We start from the raw sequence: 17,599 nt of genomic DNA, 5'->3' as shown, positions 1-17,599 counted from the left end.
GTCCGGCTGGCGCCGCGTCAGTTCCGGCGGGCGCCGGTGTGGACGAGGGTGCCCACGTGCTCGCCCCGGAGCGCGGCCGTGAGGCGGCCGGGCACGAGGCCGTTCACCACCTGCACCCGCTCGATGTGGCGGGCGGTCGCCATCACCTCGACCAGCGCTCGGTCGAAGGGCAGCGTGCCGTCCTTGGCGGCGAGCTCGGCCGCGGAGACCTCCGGCAGGAACGTCGCCTTGTCGCCGCCTTCGCCGTTGGGATCGGCGCTGTAGACCCCGTCCACGTCCTCGACGATGGTGAGCCCGGCGGCCCCCAGCGCGTCGGCCACCAGGAAGGCGCCGGTGTCGGCCCGGTGGATCGGGATGCGCGAGCCCGGGAACTCGTGGTGGTGGTAGGGCGGGAAGGCACTGCCGACCACCGCGCGGGCGGCGGTGAGATGGATCGCCAGCTGGTTGGCGATGGTCGGGTGCTCCACGTATGAGACGCCCTCCGGCGCCAGCATCGCCGCCAGGATATGGCCGTTCTGGCCAGCCTCGTTGGCGGCGAGCGGGGCGAGCGAGCCCACCGGCAGGCCGAGGTCGAGGCCGACGCTGTACAGGTGCCGGGCGCGCACGCCGGCGCCGGTGAGGATCAGCAGGCGGTGCTCGGGCAGCAGCTTGCGGATCTCCTCCACCATGGGAAGGATCGCCTGCGGCCCCCGGTCCATGATGGAGCGGCCGCCGATCTTCACCACCTGGAGCCAGGGCAGGAGGCGGATCGGCTTCACGCCGGCCACGGGGCGGGTGAGCTGGCCGTCGAGCAGGGTCTGGCTCGCGAGCGGCGAGGCCACGTGCTTGATGCTGGAAATCTCGGGCATGGTCGGGTCCTCAGCTCGCGGTGATGATGGTGCCCACGTGCTCGCCGGCGAGCGCGCGGGTGAGGTTTCCGGGCTTGAGCCCGTTCACCACCTGCACCTGCCGCACGTGGCGCGCCTTCTTGAGCAGGTCGAGCATGGGGAATTCGAGGATGGAATCGGCGAGCCCGCGCGCCAGCATCTCGTCGACCGAGATCTTGGGGATGAAGGTGGCGTCCTTGGCGGTCTTCGGGTTGGCGCTGTAGAGGCCGTCCTCGTCCTTCACATAGACCATGGCCTTGCAGCCGAACTGCTCCGCCAGCAGGAAGCAGCCCGCGTCGGTGCGGTAGGGCGGGATCACGCCCTCGGCGGCGGGACGGGTCCACAGGCCGTAGGGCGGCATGCCGCTGAACACCACGGCATTCACCTCGGCGAGATAGAGCGGCACGGCCGAGAGCCCGGCGCCGTCCACCATGGAGATGCCGTGCTTCGCCAGCAGCTGGCCGAGCATGGCGGCGTTCTGGTCCGCCACCGAGGCGCCGAGCTGCGAGAGGACGCCGGCCGGCAGGTTGAGCTCGGCGGCGATGGAATAGAGGTGGCGCGCACGGGTGCCGGCGCCGGTGCCAATCAGCAGCTTGTGCGCCTTGCGGGCGGCGACGATCTCGTCAACCAGCGGGTAGACCGCCGCGCGGCCGCGGTCGATGACGCTCTGGCCGCCGATCTTGATCACCGTGGCGTCGGGGAGGATGCGGAAATCCGCCGCCGCGTCCGCTGCGGCCAGAAGCTCGGGGTCGGTCAGCGAACGCTGCATGAGCAGCGTGTCCAGCTCCGCCGTCGTGTGGGCCATGGTCTTGCCTTTCATTGCCAATATCGCGGCCGCCGCGCGCCCGCGGAGGGCGGCACGGCGCGACCGAACCGGTCGGCGCCCGGTCCCCCCGGCCGGCCAGCCTTGCCGGCGGGCTGCGGTGGCGAGCGTGCGCTTGGCCTTAAGCCTTATCCTGTATCAAAGCAGATACAAGGTGGCAGGGCCGCACCTGGAGCGGACTTGCGCTGAAATGTTGGCTATGTCCGGGGCCAGGGCTTGCGGGCTCCGGGACCTGCCGCGCGCGGAGCGCCTAATCCGCCTTGCCGGACAGCACCGCGCGGGCCTGGGCCGAGTCCACGTGCATCTGGGCGATGAGCGGCGTGATGCCGTCGAACTTCAGCTCCGGACGTAGATAGGCGGCGAGCTCCACCTCCAGCTCGGCGCCGTAGAGATCGCCGGAGAAGTCGAACAGATAGATTTCGAACAGCGGCCGGCCATTGTCGAATGTGGGCCGGCGGCCGTAGCTCGCCACCCCGTCGAGCCGGCGCGTGCCGTGCCAGGCGCGGACCGCATAGACGCCGAAGGCGAGCTCGGCGCCCTCGGGCAGCTCCAGATTGGCGGTGGGAAAGCCCAGCTCCCGGCCGCGCTTGTCGCCGTGGATCACCCGCGCGGCGAAGGAGAAGGGCCGCCCGAGCATGTGCGCCGCATGGCCCACCTGGCCCGCCGCCAGCGCGTTGCGGATGCCGGTGGAGGAGATGGCGTCGCCCTCGTCCCGCATGGGCTCCACCACCGCCACCTTGAAGCCGCGGCGGGCGCCGGCCTCCTTCAGGAAGACGGGCGATCCGGCGCGGGCGCGGCCGAAATGGAAGTCGAAGCCCACCGCCACCCCGCTCACGCCGTAGCGGCCGATCAGGATGTCGGCGACGAAGGCGTCCGCCTCAACCGCTGCCAGCGCGGCATCGAAATCCAGCATGATCGCCCCGTCGAGGCCGGCCTCGGCCAGCCGCGCGAGCTTCGCCGGCTCGGGGGTCAGGCGGAAGGGCGCCGTCTTCGGCGAGAAGAAGGCGCGCGGATGGGGCTCGAAGGTCAGCGCCAGCGCCGGCACGCCTTCGTCCCGGGCCATGGCGCGCGCCGCGTCGATCACCGCCCGGTGGCCGCGATGGACGCCGTCGAAATTGCCGATGGCGAGCACCGGCCGGGCGAGGCGCGCCGGCAAGGCGTCGGCGTTGCGCAGCACGGTGAACACGTCGGGAAGGGCATTCGGCATGAGCGGCGGGTGCCTCGGCTCGGTTCCTTCGGGAGGGGCGCCGCCGGGGCAGCCCTCCGGCGCGTGCTCTAGGCGCAGGCGGCGCAGGCCGTCAAGCGGCGTGGGCGCGCGCTCACCAGGCGAGGCGCGGCATCACCCCGCGCGGATGGGCGTGGCCGTCGAACAGGGCCGAGAGCGAGGCCTCGTCCGGCACCGCCCCGTCCACCGCGTTCAGCTCGCCCGCATGGATGCCGCTGGCGATGAACAGGCTGTCGAAGCCGGCATCGTTCGCGCCGGCGATGTCGGTGCGCAGCGCATCGCCGATGCCGAGCACGCGGTCCTTCGCCACCGGCGCGCCCCGGAGCTCGGCCGCGCGCGCCAGCGCCGCCTGGTAGATGGGGGGATACGGCTTGCCGCAATAGATGGTCTCGCCGCCGATCTTCTCATAGGCCTTGGCGATGGCGCCGGCGCAATAGACGAGCTTCTCGCCGCGCTCCACCACCAGGTCCGGATTGGCGCAGATGAAGGGCAGGCATCGCGCCTTCATGCTGGCGAGCAGGTCCCTGTAGTCGTCCGGCGTCTCCACCTCGTCGTCCAGCAGGCCGGTGCAGACGGTGATGTCGGCCTCCTCCATGGGCACCTTGACCATGTCGAGCCCGTCGAAGGTGCCGATGTCCCGCTCCGGGCCGAGATGGAACACCTTCACGCCCGGCCGCGCGGCGATCAGCGCCCGCGTCACGTCGCCGGAGGTGACCACGTCGTCATAGGCCGTGCGCGGCACCCCGAGGCGGTCCAGCATCTTGACGATGAAGGGGTTGGGCCGCGGCGCGTTGGAGACGAGGAGCACCGTGCGCCCGCCCGCCCGCGCCTTGGTGAGCGCCTCGCCCGCCGGCGCGAACGCGGTCACGCCGTTGTGGAGCACGCCCCAGACGTCGCAGAGGATCAGGTCGTAATCGTCCGCGAACGCCGACAGGCCGGGCACGAGGGGCGGGAACAGGGCGCTCACGGTATCGGCCATCAGGGTCTCCGTCGGTTGCGGCGCACAGGTAGAACGGGCGCTTGCGATCCACAAGGCCGTGCGGAACAGGAACGCTATGCGCGCGAGGCAGTTCTATGCGTGGAACCCGGCCCCGGCGGCCGGGCCGAGCCAGGGGAGATTCCAATGCCGTTCGAGACCCTCTTCACCGCCACCGCCACCGCCAAGGGCGGGCGGCACGGGCATTCGCAGACCTCGGACGGCTCGGTGTCGGTCGACCTCGGCATGCCGAGGAACGGCGTGCTGGAGCCAGGCAAGACCACGCCGGAGCACCTGTTCGCCGCCGGCTATGCCGCCTGCTTCGGCAGCGCCCTGGAGGCGGTGGCGAAGCGCAGGGGGGTGGATGCCTCGCAGGGCGAAGTGACTGTCGCCGCAAGCCTCGGCAAGGTGGAGGACGGGTTCGCGCTGGCGGTGAAGATCACCGGCCGCATTCCCGGCCAGGGCCGGGCGGCGATGCAGGCGCTGCTGGAGGAGGCGCACCTCATGTGCCCCTATTCCAAGGCCACGCGCGGCAATATCGAGGCCACCGTCTCGGCTGCGTGAGCGGGGGGTGCGGCGGAACGCAGCCCGGACGACCTCACCTAAATCCCGGAAAATCCCGCCGCACCGCGCGAAATCCAGTCCCGGTCACCGGCCCGCCGGCTTGCCGTGCGGCGGACCCCCAGGATGGCGCCCCGGGTGGCCCCCCGGATGGCCGCCCATGCCGGGCGGCATGCCGTGGGGCGCGCCATGGGGCATCCCGTGGGGCGGGCCTCCCGCGGCCGGCGCCGCCTGCGCCACCGGCGCGGTGGACTTCGGGTTCGCGGCGACGCCGGGCAGCGCCGTGACCAGGTCGCGGAAGGCGTCGCCCCTGACCTCGAAATTGGGATACTGGTCGAAGCTCGCGCAGGCCGGCGAGAGCAGCACCACCGGATGGGAGAGGCCGGAGGCCTCCGCGTCGCGCGCCGCCGCCGCGACCGCCGCGTCGAGGGTGCCGGCGATCTCGTGCGCCACCGCGCCGCCGAGCGCGTGGGCGAAGTCCTGCGCCGCCTCGCCGATGAGATAGGCCTTGCGCACCCGCCCGAAATAGGGGGCGAGCGGATCGATGCCGCCCGCCTTGGGCTTGCCGCCGGCGATCCAGAAGATGTCCTCGAACGAGAGCAGCGCCCGCTCGGCGGCGTCCGCGTTGGTGGCCTTGCTGTCGTTGACGAACAGCACCTCGCCCTTGCGGCCGACCTCCTCCATGCGGTGGGCGAGGCCCGGGAAGCGCTTCATGGCCACCGCGATCACCTCGGGCGCGAGGCCCAGCGCCCGCACCGCCGCGAACGCCGCCGCCGCGTTCTGGGCGTTGTGGGCGCCGCGCAGCGAGCCGATGCCGCCCAAGGGCAGGCGGAAGCGCTCGGCGCCGCCTTCGGAGACCACCAGGGTCTCGCCGTCGCGCCAGATGCCGTCGGGCAGCGGGCGGCGCACCGAGACGCGCACCACATGGGTGCCGGCGCGCTCGGCCCGGTCGGCCATGGCGGCGGAGAAGTCGTCGTCCACCCCCACCACCGCGGTGCCGCCGCCCTCGACGCCGGTGATGAGGCGCTCCTTCACCGCCGCGTAGTGCTCCAGCGTGCCGTGCCGGTCGAGATGGTCGGGGGTGATGTTGAGCTGGATGCCCACGGAGGGATCGAGGCTCGGCGCGAGGTCGATCTGGTAGGAGGAGCATTCCACCACGTGCACCCGGCCCGGCTTCGGCGGGGCGAGCGAGAGGATGGCGGTGCCGATGTTGCCGCCCATCTGCACGTCGCGCCCGGCGGTGCGCAGCAGGTGGGCGATGAGCGCGGTGGTGGTGGACTTGCCGTTGGTGCCGGTGATGGCGATGAAGGGCGAGCGGCGCGCGCTCGCCTGCCGCTCGCGGCAGAACAGCTCGATGTCGCCGATCACCTCGACCCCGGCGTTGCGGGCGAGCTTCACCGACCAGTGCGGCTCGGGATGGGTGAGCGGCACGCCGGGCGCCAGCACCAGCGCGTCGACGATGCTCCAGTCGATGGCGCGGAGGTCCTGGACCTCGATGCCCTCCTCGCCCGCCTTGAGGCGGGCGCGCTCGGCATCGTCAAAGGCGACGACGCGGGCGCCGCCGGCGATCAGGGCCCTGGCGGTGGGGATGCCGGACCCGCCCAGCCCGAAAAGGGCGACGGTGCGGTCCTTGAAGACGGTGACGGGGATCATCGGGCAATCTTCTCTTCGGCAAAGGGGGCGGGGCGCAAAGCCCGCCGCTCTCGTCTAGAGCGCGATCCGATCAAATTGCCTCAATTTGATCGGTGAATCGCCCTCCAATTTAATGATAGAGAACGCGTTATCCGATCAGCTTGCAACGCAGGCTGATCGGCGCGTGCTCTAGAGCGCCCGTGCGCCGGAGGAAAGCGGCTTCGCGCGTTTCCACCCGCCGCCGTGAGGCGGCCGGCGACCGCGACATCGTGCCTTCGGGAAATCTCCGCATTGACATGGGGCGACATTAAAAACATTGAATGTAACGCGGCCGCAGCGCGCCGCGCATGTTCAGGGAGGCCGGCCATGGCCAATGTCGGCGGCATCGACCGCATCCTGCGCTTCATCGTCGGCATCGTGCTGGTGCTGGTGCCGTTCGTCGCCCCGTCGGTGGCCGCGCTGGCGGGGCTCGGCAACTGGGCCTGGCTGGTCGGCGCCATCGGCCTCGCCATGCTGCTCACCGCCGTGTTCCGCTTCTGCCCGGCCTATCCGCTGCTCGGCATCAACACCTGCGGGAAATAGCCCGCGTCCAGGCCGGGCGGTCGCGTGGTGCGCGTTGAGTTCCGGCGCCGGATTTGGCGCGCGGCAGAACCCTCCCCCGCGTGCGAGACCTCTGCGAAATGACGTGAGCTTTGGGTTGTGATTCACTGCGTGTGAGGGGGATGCGGTGATGGATCAACAGAGCTTCCTTGACGCATTGTTGCCTGCGGGGTTTGGGCGCAATGCGCGGCTCGAGCGGATCAGCGGTCTGCTCGACTGGACGCGGATCGAGGCGCTGGTGGTGGCGGTGCGGCCCGGCGAGACCGGGCGTCCGCCGTACAGCCCGCTGTCGATGTTCAAGGCGCTGCTGCTGCAGCAATGGTACGGCCTGTCCGATCCGGGCCTGGAGGAAGCCCTGCTGGACCGGGTGTCGTTCCGTCGCTTCTGCGGCCTCGCCTTGGATGCCGCCACCCCCGACGAGACGACGCTGTGCCGGTTTCGCAACGCGTTGAAGCAGGCGGGCCTGGGCGAGGCGCTGTTCTGCGAGGTGCTGCGCCAGCTGGAAGCGGCGGGCTTCGTGCTCAAGACCGGCACCCTGATCGACGCCACCCTGGTGCAGAGCGCGGTGCGCCCGCCGCCCTCCCGCTCCACGCCGCGGGAGCAGGAAAGCCGCTCGCCGCAGGACCCGGACGCGAACTGGACCCGGCGGGGGACGGCGCGCACCCTGTTCTTCGGCTACAAGGTCCATATCGGTGTGGACCAGACCTCTGGCCTGGTGAGAAGCCGGGTCCTGACCCCGGCCAAGGTGTATGAGAGCGAGGTCGCCGATCGCCTGATCCTGGGCGACGAACGGGCGGTCTATGCCGACAAGGCCTACGAGAAGAAGGCGCGGCGGCAGGCCCTGAAGGCGCAGGGCATCAAGGACCGCATCCAGCACCGCCGGAACAAGCACCAGAAGGGGCTGCCCCGCTGGCAGGCGGTGCGCAACACGCTGATCGGCCGGGTGCGCTCCGGCGTCGAGCGCACCTTCTCCCAGCTCAAGGGGCGCTACGGCCTGGGGCGGATGCGCTACACCGGCCTGCTCGCCAACGCCTTCCACCTGGACCTGATGCTCATCGCCTTCAACCTCAGGACCCTGACCGGCAAGGCCGCCTGAGCGCCACAGGCGCTCGCCCGAAGCGTCCGCGCACTCCCATCGCTTCGGTGCGCAACACCCTCGGAACACGCCAAACGCTCAATCCCAGCCGTGACGCGATGTTTCGCAGAGGTCTCGCAGGCGGGGGAGGGCAGGGAGGGGGAAGTCCTTTCCGAAGATCTGAACGGCGGTCACGTCCTCGCGGCCGGCCCTTCCCCAACGCTTTCCCCGCACCCCCCTCCCCAACCCTCCCCCGCGTGCGAGACCTCTGCGAAATGACGTGAGCTTTGGGTTGTGATTCACTGCGTGTGAGGGGGATGCGGTGATGGATCAACAGAGCTTCCTTGACGCATTGTTGCCTGCGGGGTTTGGGCGCAATGCGCGGCTCGAGCGGATCAGCGGTCTGCTCGACTGGACGCGGATCGAGGCGCTGGTGGTGGCGGTGCGGCCCGGCGAGACCGGGCGTCCGCCGTACAGCCCGCTGTCGATGTTCAAGGCGCTGCTGCTGCAGCAATGGTACGGCCTGTCCGATCCGGGCCTGGAGGAAGCCCTGCTGGACCGGGTGTCGTTCCGTCGCTTCTGCGGCCTCGCCTTGGATGCCGCCACCCCCGACGAGACGACGCTGTGCCGGTTTCGCAACGCGTTGAAGCAGGCGGGCCTGGGCGAGGCGCTGTTCTGCGAGGTGCTGCGCCAGCTGGAAGCGGCGGGCTTCGTGCTCAAGACCGGCACCCTGATCGACGCCACCCTGGTGCAGAGCGCGGTGCGCCCGCCGCCCTCCCGCTCCACGCCGCGGGAGCAGGAAAGCCGCTCGCCGCAGGACCCGGACGCGAACTGGACCCGGCGGGGGGCGGCGCGCACCCTGTTCTTCGGCTACAAGGTCCATATCGGTGTGGACCAGACCTCTGGCCTGGTGAGAAGCCGGGTCCTGACCCCGGCCAAGGTGTATGAGAGCGAGGTCGCCGATCGCCTGATCCTGGGCGACGAACGGGCGGTCTATGCCGACAAGGCCTACGAGAAGAAGGCGCGGCGGCAGGCCCTGAAGGCGCAGGGCATCAAGGACCGCATCCAGCACCGCCGGAACAAGCACCAGAAGGGGCTGCCCCGCTGGCAGGCGGTGCGCAACACGCTGATCGGCCGGGTGCGCTCCGGCGTCGAGCGCACCTTCTCCCAGCTCAAGGGGCGCTACGGCCTGGGGCGGATGCGCTACACCGGCCTTCTCGCCAACGCCTTCCACCTGGACCTGATGCTCATCGCCTTCAACCTCAGGACCCTGACCGGCAAGGCCGCCTGAGCGCCACAGGCGCTCGCCCGAAGCGTCCGCGCACTCCCATCGCTTCGGTGCGCAACACCCTCGGAACACGCCAAACGCTCAATCCCAGCCGTGACGCGATGTTTCGCAGAGGTCTCGCAAGCGGGAGAGGGAGTTCGGTCAGACCTCAATTTCAAGCTGACACGCCCGGCGGCCGCCCGCCGCGCCCTCAGCGCAGCTTCAGCGTGGCGAGGCCCGCCAGCGCCAGCACCACGGCGACGATCCAGAAGCGGATCACCACCTGCGGCTCGGTCCAGCCGAGCTGCTCGAAATGATGGTGGATGGGCGCCATCTTGAACACGCGCTTGCCGGTGAGCTTGAACGAGACCACCTGGACGATCACCGACACCGCCTCCAGCACGAACAGGCCGCCGATCACCGCCAGCACGATCTCGTGCTTGGTGGCCACCGCGACCGTGCCGAGCAGGCCGCCCAGCGCCAGCGAGCCGGTGTCTCCCATGAAGATCTGCGCCGGCGGGGCGTTGAACCACAGGAAGCCGAGCCCCGCGCCCATGAGCGCGCCGCACAGCACCGCCAGCTCGCCGACGCCGGCCACGTAGTGGATCTGCAGGTAGTCCGCGAACACCACGTTGCCCGAGAGGTAGGCGATCACCCCGAACGAGCCGGCGGCGATCATCACCGGCACGATGGCGAGGCCGTCGAGCCCGTCGGTCAGGTTCACCGCGTTGCCCGCGGCAACGATGACGAAGGCGCCGAAGATCACGAAGAACACGCCGAGGTCGAGCAGCAGGTCCTTGAAGAACGGGAACGCCACCGAGGTGGACAGCCCGCTCTTGCCGGCATTCATCATCACCACCACGGCGACGCCGGCGATCACCGTCTCGATGGCGAGGCGGGTCTTGCCGGAGAGGCCGTTATGGGTCTGCTTCGTGACCTTGAGATAGTCGTCGTAGAAGCCGATGAGCCCGAAGCCGAGCGTCACCATCAGCACCATCCAGACATAGGCGTTGGAGAGGTTCGCCCACAGGAGGGTGGCCACCAGCAGCCCCGAGAGGATCATCAGGCCGCCCATGGTGGGCGTGCCCTTCTTGGTGATGAGGTGCGATTGCGGCCCGTCGGTGCGGATCGGCTGGCCCTTGCCCTGCTTCAGCCGCAGCGTCGAGATGATGCCGGGGCCGAACAGGAACACGAACAGCAGCGCCGTGACCACCGCCCCGCCGGTGCGGAAGGTGATGTAGCGGAACACGTTGAAGGCGGTGAATTCCTGGTGCAGCAGGGCCAGCCACTGGAGCATGAAACGGTCATCCTTCGAGAGAGGCGTCCTCGCCGGAGCGGAAGCGGTCGGCGAGGCTCTTCACCAGCGGGCCCATGCGGCTGCCGTTCGAGCCCTTCACCATCAGCGTGTCGCCGGCGCGGATCGCCGCCGCCACCATCGGTTCGAGATGCGTCGCGTGCACCGCATAGCCGCCGCGCCGCTCCGGGGGAAGCCTCTGCCACAGCGCATGCATGTGCGCCCCGCAGCAGAACACCTGGTCGATGCGCTCGCTGACGATGGCGTCGGCGAGGCCGGCATGCAGCGCGTCCGCGCTCTCGCCCAGCTCCAGCATGTCGCCGAGCACGGCGATGCGCCGCCCGCGCGCGCCGACCGGGGTGCGCCCGAGCACGTCGATGGCGGCGCGCATGGAGGCCGGATTGGCGTTGTAGCTCTCGTCGATCAGCGTCGCCTGCCCGCCCTTCACCGCCAGCAGGATCGGCACGCCGCGCCCCGGCGGCGGCCTGAGCCGGCCGAGCGCGAGCGCGGCGAGCGCGAGGTCGGCGCCGAGAAGCTTCGCGGCGGCGAGCACCGCCAGCATGTTCTGCACGATGTGCCGACCCGGCATGCCCACCTTCAGGGTGAGCGGCGTGCCCATCACGTCCACCACCGCCACCGAGCAATGGGGCTGGAGCGCCACGTCCTTCAGGCGCACGTCGGCGCCCTCGGCGGCGCCGAAGGTGACGACATGGCCGACGCCCTTGGCCTTCGCCGCCGCGGCGAGCCGCGCGAACAGCGGGTTGTCGAGGTTCAGCACCGCCGCGCCGCCGGGCTCCAGGCCGTCGAAGATCTCGGCCTTGGCGTCGGCGATCTCCTCGATGGACGAGAACTGGGCGATGTGCACCGGCTCCACCGTGGTGACGATGGCCACCTGCGGGCGGACCATCCGCACCAGCGGCGTGATCTCGCCCGGGTGGTTCATGCCGATCTCGAACACGCCGTAGCGCGCCTCGCGCGGCAGCCGGGCGAGCGAGAGCGGCACGCCCCAGTGGTTGTTGTAGGAGGCGGCGGAGGCATGGGTCTCCCCGTCCGCCGAGAGCGCGAGGCGCAGCGCCTCCTTGGTGGTGGTCTTGCCCACCGATCCGGTGACGGCGACGATGCCGGCGGATGAGCGCGCGCGCGCCGCCCGTCCGGTGGCCTCCAGCGCCCGCAGCACGTCCGCCACCGCCAGGAGGCGGGCGTCGGCGGGAAACGCGCCGGCCTTCTCCCGCGCCACCACGCAGAGCGCCGCGCCGGCGGCGAGCGCCGCCTCCACGTAAGCGTGGCCGTCGCTGTTGTCGCCGGCGATGGCGAAGAAGGCGTCGCCCGGCTTCAGCGAGCGGGTGTCGATGGAGATGCCGCAGACCGGGCCGGGCGCTCCTGTCAGCCGCCCGCCGGTCGCCGCCGCGAGCTCCTCGGGCGTGTACAGCATGCGCGCCGACGCCTCCACGTTCGCGATCCTTGCCGCGCCGCCTGCCGCGCTCATGCTCCTGTCTCCCCCAAGGCGGCCAGAACCGCCGCCGCATCCGAGAACGGATAGGTTCGCTCGCCGATGATTTGGCCGGTTTCGTGGCCCTTGCCCGCCACCACGAGGGCATCCCCACGTTCCAGCATCGCGACGGCGGCGCGGATGGCCTCGCCGCGGTCGCCGATCTCGCGCGCCCCGGGGGCGGCGGCGAGGATCTCGGCGCGGATCGTCGCCGGGGCTTCCGAGCGCGGATTGTCGTCGGTGACGATCACCACGTCCGCCTTCTCCGCGGCGATGGCGCCCATGAGCGGGCGCTTGCCGGCGTCGCGGTCGCCGCCGCAGCCGAACACGCAGATCAGCCGCCCCGGCACCGCGCCGCGCACGGTGTCGAGCACGGCGGCGAGCGCCTCGGGCTTGTGGGCATAGTCCACGAACGCGAGGCGGGCGGGATCGGCGCCGACCCGCTCCAGCCGTCCCGGCACGCCCGACAGATGCGCCATGGCCCCCAGCGCCTCCCCGCGCGGCGCGCCGCAGGCGATGGCGAGGCCGGCGGCGAGCAGCGCGTTGTCGGCCTGGAAGCGGCCCACCAGCGGCAGCCGCACCGATCCGCCGCCGGCCAGGCGGATCACCTGGCCGTCGCCGTCGTTGCCGATGGCGTCGACGCCGATCCCGGCGCCGTGCGCCGGGGCGCCGATGCCGATGGTCGGCAGCCCGCGGGTTTCCGCCCAGGCGAGCGCGGTGGCGGCATAGGGCGCGTCCAGCACCGCGACCGCCGGCGCCGCGATCGGCATCACCTCGGTGAACAGGCGCAGCTTGGCCTTGAAATAGGCCTCCATGGTGGGGTGGTAGTCGAGATGGTCGCGGCCGAGATTGGTGAAGCCGCCGGCCGAGAGCCGCACCCCGTCGAGGCGCCGCTGGTCGAGGCCGTGGGAGGAGGCCTCCAGCGCCATGTGCGTCACGCCCTCGCCGGCGAGGCGGTCCAGCGTCGCGTGCAGCTCCACCGGGTCCGGGGTGGTGAGGCTGCCATAGGTGGCGCCGTCCGGCGCCACCAGGCCGATGGTGCCGAGATAGGCCGCCCTGTGGCCGAGCCGCTGCCAGATCTGGCGCAGGAAATAGGCCGCCGAGGTCTTGCCCGCGGTGCCGGTGACGGCGGCGATGGTCGCCGGCTGGCGCGGGTGGATGCGGGCCGCAGCGAGGCTCAGCGAGCGCCGCACGTCGAGCGTGAAGGCGAGGCTCGCGCCTTCCGGCAGCGCGGGCCGGTGCCCGGCGGGCTCCATGAGCACGGCGGCGGCGCCGCGGTTGATCGCGTCGGGAATGAAGCGGGCGCCGTCGGCGCGCGTGCCTGGCACCGCCACGAACAGGAAGCCGGGGCGCACCCCGCGGCTGTCGGCGGTGACGCCGGCGATGGGCACGGCTGCGCCGGCGCCAGCGAGGATCCTGGCGTGGCCTTCGAGCAGATGTCCCAGCGTCATCATGGTCATCGGGGCTCCTTTTGGCACCCCTCCTGGCGGCTTGTCATCCCGCCGATGGCGGAGGAGGCCGCGGGCGCCCCCGCGCCGCCCCCGTGCGTCAGCGCATGCCCACGCGCTGGGAGGCGCGCAGGATCTGCTCGGCATTGGGCAGGTTCTGGCGCGGCGAGAGGCCGAGCATGGGCGCGATGCGCTCGACGATCTTGCCGGCGGTCGGCGCCGCGTTCCAGCCGGAGGTGGCGTAGCCGTGGGTCTCGGCCGTGGGCTTGGGCTCGTCCAGCATCACCAGCACCAGGTATTTCGGCTTGTCCATGGGGAACACGGCGGTGAAGGAGGTGAGCAGCTTGTTCTTGGCGTAGCGTCCGTTCACCACCTTCTCGGCGGTGCCGGTCTTGCCGCCGACGAGATAGCCCGGCACCTCGGCCTTGGTGGCGGTGCCCTTCTCGGCGTTGAGGCGCAGCAGGTAGCGCATCTTGTCGGAGGTATCGGGCTTCAGCACCCGGGTCGCCACCTTGCGCGCCTCCTCCTCCGACCGCTTGAGGAAGGTGGGGGGGATGAGGTAGCCGCCGTTCACCATGGAATTGACCGCCATCACCGCCTGGAGCGGGGCGACGGAGAGGCCGTGGCCGAAGGCGATGGTGGCCGAGTTCACCTCGCCCCAGCGCTTGGGAACGATGGGCATGGAGCTTTCCGGCAGCTCGGTGCGCAGGCGGTCGAGCTGGCCCATCTTCCTGAGGAACTGCTTGTGCGCCTCCACCCCCAGCGACAGCACCATCTTGGCGGTGCCGACATTGGACGAGACGAGGAAGATCTCGGGCACGGAGAGCACGCGGTTCTCGGCGTGGTAGTCGGAGATCTTGAAGCGTCCGAACGACATGGCGCCGCGCGCGTCGAACGAGGAATTGAGCCCGATCTTGCCCGAATCGAGCGCCATGGCGAACGACAGCGCCTTGAAGGTGGAGCCCATCTCGTAGACGCCGGTGGTCAGGCGGTTGAGATAGGCCTGGTCGGTGGGGTCGCCCGACTGGTTGGGATCGTAGTCCGGCAGCGACACCATGGCGAGGATCTCGCCGGTGGTCACGTCGGTCACGAGGGCCATGGCGTGGAGCGCGGAGAACTTGGTCTTGGCCGCGTTCAGCTCGTCGCGCACCGCGTGCTGCACCCGAACGTCCATGGAGAGCTTGACCGGCTCCTGCTGCCGGTCGGTGGCGAAGCCGGCGAGGTGGAGGTCGGCGAGCCCGCCCTTGTCGATGTACTTCTCCAGCCCGGCGATGCCCTGGTTGTCCACGTTCACGCCGCCGATCACGTGCGACAGGATCGGCCCGTCGGGATAGACGCGGCGGTTCTCCTTGATGAAGCCGATGCCGGGAAGGCCGAGCCGGTAGATGGCCCGCTGCTGCGCCGGGGTGATCTCGCGCCGGAGCCAGGCGAAGCCGCGCCCGGAATTGAGGCGCGCGCGCACCTCCTTCACGTTGAGGTCGGGCAGCACCTTGAGCAGGCCTTCCAGCGCCTCGTCGGGATCGATCAGGCGGCGCGGCTCGGCGAACAGCGAGGGCGACTTCACGTCGATGGCGACCACGTCGCCGTTGCGGTCGAGGATGTCGGGACGGGCGGAGGCGAGCGCGTCCGAGCCGCCGCGCCGGTTGTGGCTCGGGTCGGTGAAGGTCAGCCACACCAGCTGGCCGGCGATGGCGAGGAACACCAGGCAGAACACGCCCGCCATCAGCTTGAGGCGCGACCGGGCGATGGTGGCCGGATCGGCCCGGTCGAGCCCGGCGAGGCCGCGCACGAAGAGCCGGGCGCCGGCATAGGCGCCGCGCCCGAGCACCCGCAGCAGGCCGAGCAGCGGCACGGCGATCCCCCGGAGCAGCCGCGCGAGGCCGTAGCCGCCGCGGCCGCCGAGCCGGGCGGTGACGAGCGTGGCGCGGGCGGCGCCGCGGACGCAGGCTAGGCCGATCTTTTGGGCGAAGGACAGCGGGCTTGCGGATGCCATGGCGTTCTTCTTCACCGGTTGCCGGACAGGAAGCCGGGCGGGAACAACGGGGCGAGCGCGTCGAACAGGCCGGGCGGCTTCGCCGGCTGCGGCTCGGGCTCCGGCATCGCCGCGGCCGGCGCCACGGGCGCCGGCGGGGCCGCGCGCTGGGCGGTCTGGGGCCGCGGCGGCGACGGCGGCCTGGGCGCGGACGGCTGGCGCAGCGCGGAGGCGGCCGGCACGCTGGGGGAGCCGCCGGCGGCGGCCGGGCCGCCCTGCGCGCCGACGGGCTTGCTCACGGAGGAGGTGACGAGGGGGGTGTCGGTCAGCGCCTCGATCATGCCGCCGATCTTGTCGTCGCTGCCCTGCGGGCGCTCGGGCAGGTCGGACAAATCGGAGATGGAATCCACGTCGAGCCGCTTGAGGTCGAGATGGCGCTGGACGAGGCCCTGGATGTAGATCGGCGAGGTGCGGCGCGCCCACTCCGCCTTCAGGCGGCCGATGACCTCGCGCTCCTTGCGGATCTGCACCCGCAGGCTGGCGAGCCGCTCGGCCTCGGAGGTGGAGGCGTATTTGAGGTGATACACCACACCGGCGGTCACGAGCAGCGCGACCACCATGACGACGTTGGCCACCCGCAGCATCGGTCCTAGCGTCTCCGCCCCTGGCGTTGCACGAAGGGGGCGGGAACGAGCCCCCTCACGTCACCGCCCGGATGCGCCGGGGCGTCCGTGCGCTCGGCCGCCCTGAGCTTGGCGGACCTTGAGCGCGGATTTCTCGCCACCTCCTCCGGGCCGGGCTCCACCGCGCCCTTGGAAACGGGGCGGAAGGAGGGGGCCGGACCTTCGGCTTGCGGCATGTGGCGCGAGGCGGACGGTGCCTTCGTCCGGTTTGCCAGAAAAGTCTTAACGATCCTGTCCTCCAGGGAATGGAACGTCACCACCACGAGGCGCCCGCCCGGCTTGAGCGCCGCCTCGGCCGCCACCAGCGCGCGCGCCAGCTCGTTCAGCTCCTCGTTCACGGCGATGCGCAGCGCCTGGAAGGTGCGGGTGGCGGGATGCACCTCGCCGGGCTTCGCCCACACCACGCGCGCGACGATGTCGGCGAGCTGCGCCGTGCGGGTGATCGGCGCCTCGGCGCGCGCCTTGACGATGGCGCGGGCGATGGCGCGGGACTGCCGCTCCTCCCCCAGCGACCAGATGACGTGGGCGAGCTCGGCCTCCTCCAGCCCGGCCACGAGGTCGGCGGCGGAGGGGCCGTCCGACCCCATGCGCATGTCGAGCGGCCCGTCGCGGCGGAAGGAGAAGCCGCGCTCGGCCTCGTCGAGCTGCATGGAGGAGACGCCGATGTCGAGCACCACGCCGTCGAGCGGCGAGAAGCCCTGCTCGGCAGCCACCGCGTCGAGGCGCGAGAAGCGGTCATGCACCAGCGTCAGCCGCCCGCCCGAGGCGGCGACCAGGGGCGCGCCGGCGGCGATGGCGCTGTCGTCGCGGTCGATGGCGAGCACGCGGCAGTCGGCGGCGGCGAGGATGGCGCGCGTGTAGCCTCCCGCGCCGAAGGTGCCGTCCACGTAGCGGCCGGCATCCTTCGGCGCGAGGTGCGCGAGGACCTCGTCGAGCATCACCGGCAGATGACGGGCGGGTCCGCCTGCGGCGCCGGTCGTGCCGGCTCCGCCGCCCGTCGTCATGCCGGGGAGCCCTTCGGGCCCTCCGCCTGGGAGCCGATGGCCTGCCTCAGCTCGCGCACCCTGCGGGTGGCCTCCGCGAGATGGGACTTGAGCCGTTCCGGTTCCCACATCCTGAACTTGTGGCCGAGGCCGACGAAGGCGACGTGGTCGCCGATGCCGGCATGGGCCTTGAGCGTCTCGGTCAGCACCACCCGGCCCTCCGGATCGATGCGCAGGCTCTCGCTGGTGCCGTAGAGCGCGGTGGCGAGCTGCTCGCGCGCTTCGGAATAAGGCGGGTAGCGCGCGATCAGGTCCTCGATCTCGCCGAGGAGCCGCGACCCGCCCGCATCCAGCGCCGGCTCGGCGAGGCTCGGGTGGCAGTGCAGGCTCTCGGCCCCGTCCTTGGCCAGCACCGCGCGGAACGGCGCGGGGATGGAAACCCGGCCCTTGGCGTCGAGGCGCATCGTGTAGGTGGACACGAAGCGGTCCATGGCGCCCGGCTGCCCCCTCTCGGCGGACGCGCGGCTGGCGCGCCCCTGCGGCGGCAAGGAGCCGCTCGGTCATGTCTTGGGTAATAATGGGTTAACATGGGCAGTCATGGGCGTCAATGGAATGAGGGTGGGAGAGCGAGTTGCGCACGGGCCGTCCAGCAAGGGGGCCTGCCTCTCCGTTCGCCACCCTCCCCCCTTGTGGGGGAGGGCAGGG

At 71.4% G+C, this 17,599-nt stretch carries 16 protein-coding genes; 4 read left to right on the top strand and 12 right to left on the bottom strand.

Annotated features, from left to right (window positions below):
• Nucleotides 1-17: 17 nt before the first annotated feature.
• The 4 genes from V5F67_RS00740 to V5F67_RS00725 form a co-directional block, all read right to left on the bottom strand.
• Nucleotides 18-848 carry an amino acid kinase family protein gene (locus V5F67_RS00740; RefSeq protein ID WP_394020723.1) on the bottom strand — a complete coding sequence of 277 codons (831 nt, stop codon included), beginning with the start codon at nt 846-848 and terminating at the stop codon, nt 18-20.
• Between the two features lie 10 nt (nt 849-858).
• Nucleotides 859-1,671 carry an amino acid kinase family protein gene (locus V5F67_RS00735; protein ID WP_394020735.1) on the bottom strand — a complete coding sequence of 271 codons (813 nt, stop codon included), beginning with the start codon at nt 1,669-1,671 and terminating at the stop codon, nt 859-861.
• A 268-nt stretch (nt 1,672-1,939) separates the two neighbouring features.
• Nucleotides 1,940-2,896, bottom strand: a complete 957-nt coding sequence (locus V5F67_RS00730) for a bifunctional riboflavin kinase/FAD synthetase (protein ID WP_394020724.1) — start codon at nt 2,894-2,896, stop codon at nt 1,940-1,942.
• Between the two features lie 112 nt (nt 2,897-3,008).
• Nucleotides 3,009-3,893: a TIGR01459 family HAD-type hydrolase gene (locus tag V5F67_RS00725; RefSeq protein ID WP_394020725.1), complete on the bottom strand. Its 885-nt coding sequence runs from the start codon at nt 3,891-3,893 to the stop codon at nt 3,009-3,011.
• 144 nt (nt 3,894-4,037) lie between these two features.
• On the opposite strand from V5F67_RS00725, the gene V5F67_RS00720 reads away from it, so the two are divergent.
• A complete protein-coding gene (locus tag V5F67_RS00720) occupies nt 4,038-4,454 on the top strand; it encodes an Ohr family peroxiredoxin (protein WP_394020726.1) in 417 nt (138 codons plus the stop codon).
• Between the two features lie 84 nt (nt 4,455-4,538).
• On the opposite strand, the gene murD is transcribed toward V5F67_RS00720, so the two are convergent.
• Nucleotides 4,539-6,104, bottom strand: coding sequence for a UDP-N-acetylmuramoyl-L-alanine--D-glutamate ligase (gene murD / locus V5F67_RS00715; protein ID WP_394020727.1), 1,566 nt, complete (start codon nt 6,102-6,104; stop codon nt 4,539-4,541).
• Between the two features lie 345 nt (nt 6,105-6,449).
• On the opposite strand from murD, the gene V5F67_RS00710 reads away from it, so the two are divergent.
• From V5F67_RS00710 to V5F67_RS00700, 3 genes are all read left to right on the top strand, one after another.
• Nucleotides 6,450-6,665, top strand: coding sequence for a YgaP family membrane protein (locus V5F67_RS00710; protein ID WP_394020728.1), 216 nt, complete (start codon nt 6,450-6,452; stop codon nt 6,663-6,665).
• A gap of 148 nt (nt 6,666-6,813) precedes the next feature.
• Nucleotides 6,814-7,779 carry an IS5 family transposase gene (locus V5F67_RS00705; RefSeq protein ID WP_509210584.1) on the top strand — a complete coding sequence of 322 codons (966 nt, stop codon included), beginning with the start codon at nt 6,814-6,816 and terminating at the stop codon, nt 7,777-7,779.
• A 304-nt stretch (nt 7,780-8,083) separates the two neighbouring features.
• Nucleotides 8,084-9,049 carry an IS5 family transposase gene (locus V5F67_RS00700; RefSeq protein ID WP_509210583.1) on the top strand — a complete coding sequence of 322 codons (966 nt, stop codon included), beginning with the start codon at nt 8,084-8,086 and terminating at the stop codon, nt 9,047-9,049.
• Between the two features lie 187 nt (nt 9,050-9,236).
• Here V5F67_RS00700 and mraY read toward each other — a convergent pair whose 3' ends face one another.
• The 7 genes from mraY to V5F67_RS00665 form a co-directional block, all read right to left on the bottom strand.
• Nucleotides 9,237-10,322 (bottom strand): phospho-N-acetylmuramoyl-pentapeptide-transferase, encoded by a 1,086-nt coding sequence (gene mraY / locus V5F67_RS00695; RefSeq protein ID WP_509210595.1) that lies wholly within the window; start codon nt 10,320-10,322, stop codon nt 9,237-9,239.
• 7 nt (nt 10,323-10,329) lie between these two features.
• The gene (locus V5F67_RS00690) at nt 10,330-11,805 is read right to left on the bottom strand and encodes a UDP-N-acetylmuramoylalanyl-D-glutamyl-2,6-diaminopimelate--D-alanyl-D-alanine ligase (protein WP_509210594.1); all 1,476 of its coding nucleotides are present in this window, start codon (nt 11,803-11,805) and stop codon (nt 10,330-10,332) included.
• Nucleotides 11,802-13,259, bottom strand: coding sequence for a UDP-N-acetylmuramoyl-L-alanyl-D-glutamate--2,6-diaminopimelate ligase (locus V5F67_RS00685; RefSeq protein ID WP_509210651.1), 1,458 nt, complete (start codon nt 13,257-13,259; stop codon nt 11,802-11,804). Before V5F67_RS00685 ends, V5F67_RS00690 begins: the two co-directional genes overlap by 4 nt.
• 97 nt (nt 13,260-13,356) lie before the next feature.
• The gene (locus V5F67_RS00680; protein WP_509210593.1) at nt 13,357-15,249 is read right to left on the bottom strand and encodes a penicillin-binding transpeptidase domain-containing protein; all 1,893 of its coding nucleotides are present in this window, start codon (nt 15,247-15,249) and stop codon (nt 13,357-13,359) included.
• 11 nt (nt 15,250-15,260) lie between these two features.
• The gene (ftsL, locus tag V5F67_RS00675) at nt 15,261-15,872 is read right to left on the bottom strand and encodes a cell division protein FtsL (protein WP_509210592.1); all 612 of its coding nucleotides are present in this window, start codon (nt 15,870-15,872) and stop codon (nt 15,261-15,263) included.
• Between the two features lie 5 nt (nt 15,873-15,877).
• The gene (gene rsmH, locus V5F67_RS00670; RefSeq protein ID WP_394020919.1) at nt 15,878-16,915 is read right to left on the bottom strand and encodes a 16S rRNA (cytosine(1402)-N(4))-methyltransferase RsmH; all 1,038 of its coding nucleotides are present in this window, start codon (nt 16,913-16,915) and stop codon (nt 15,878-15,880) included.
• Entirely contained in the window at nt 16,912-17,385 is a 474-nt protein-coding gene (locus V5F67_RS00665; RefSeq protein WP_394020920.1) for a division/cell wall cluster transcriptional repressor MraZ, read from the bottom strand. Before V5F67_RS00665 ends, rsmH begins: the two co-directional genes overlap by 4 nt.
• Nucleotides 17,386-17,599 lie beyond the last annotated feature (214 nt).

It is taken from the genome of Xanthobacter pseudotagetidis (assembly GCF_043194795.2).
In the GTDB taxonomy this organism is placed as follows: domain Bacteria; phylum Pseudomonadota; class Alphaproteobacteria; order Rhizobiales; family Xanthobacteraceae; genus Xanthobacter; species Xanthobacter tagetidis_A.
Note: the sequence above shows the minus strand (reverse complement) of the source record. Positions and strands in the feature narration are given on the sequence as shown.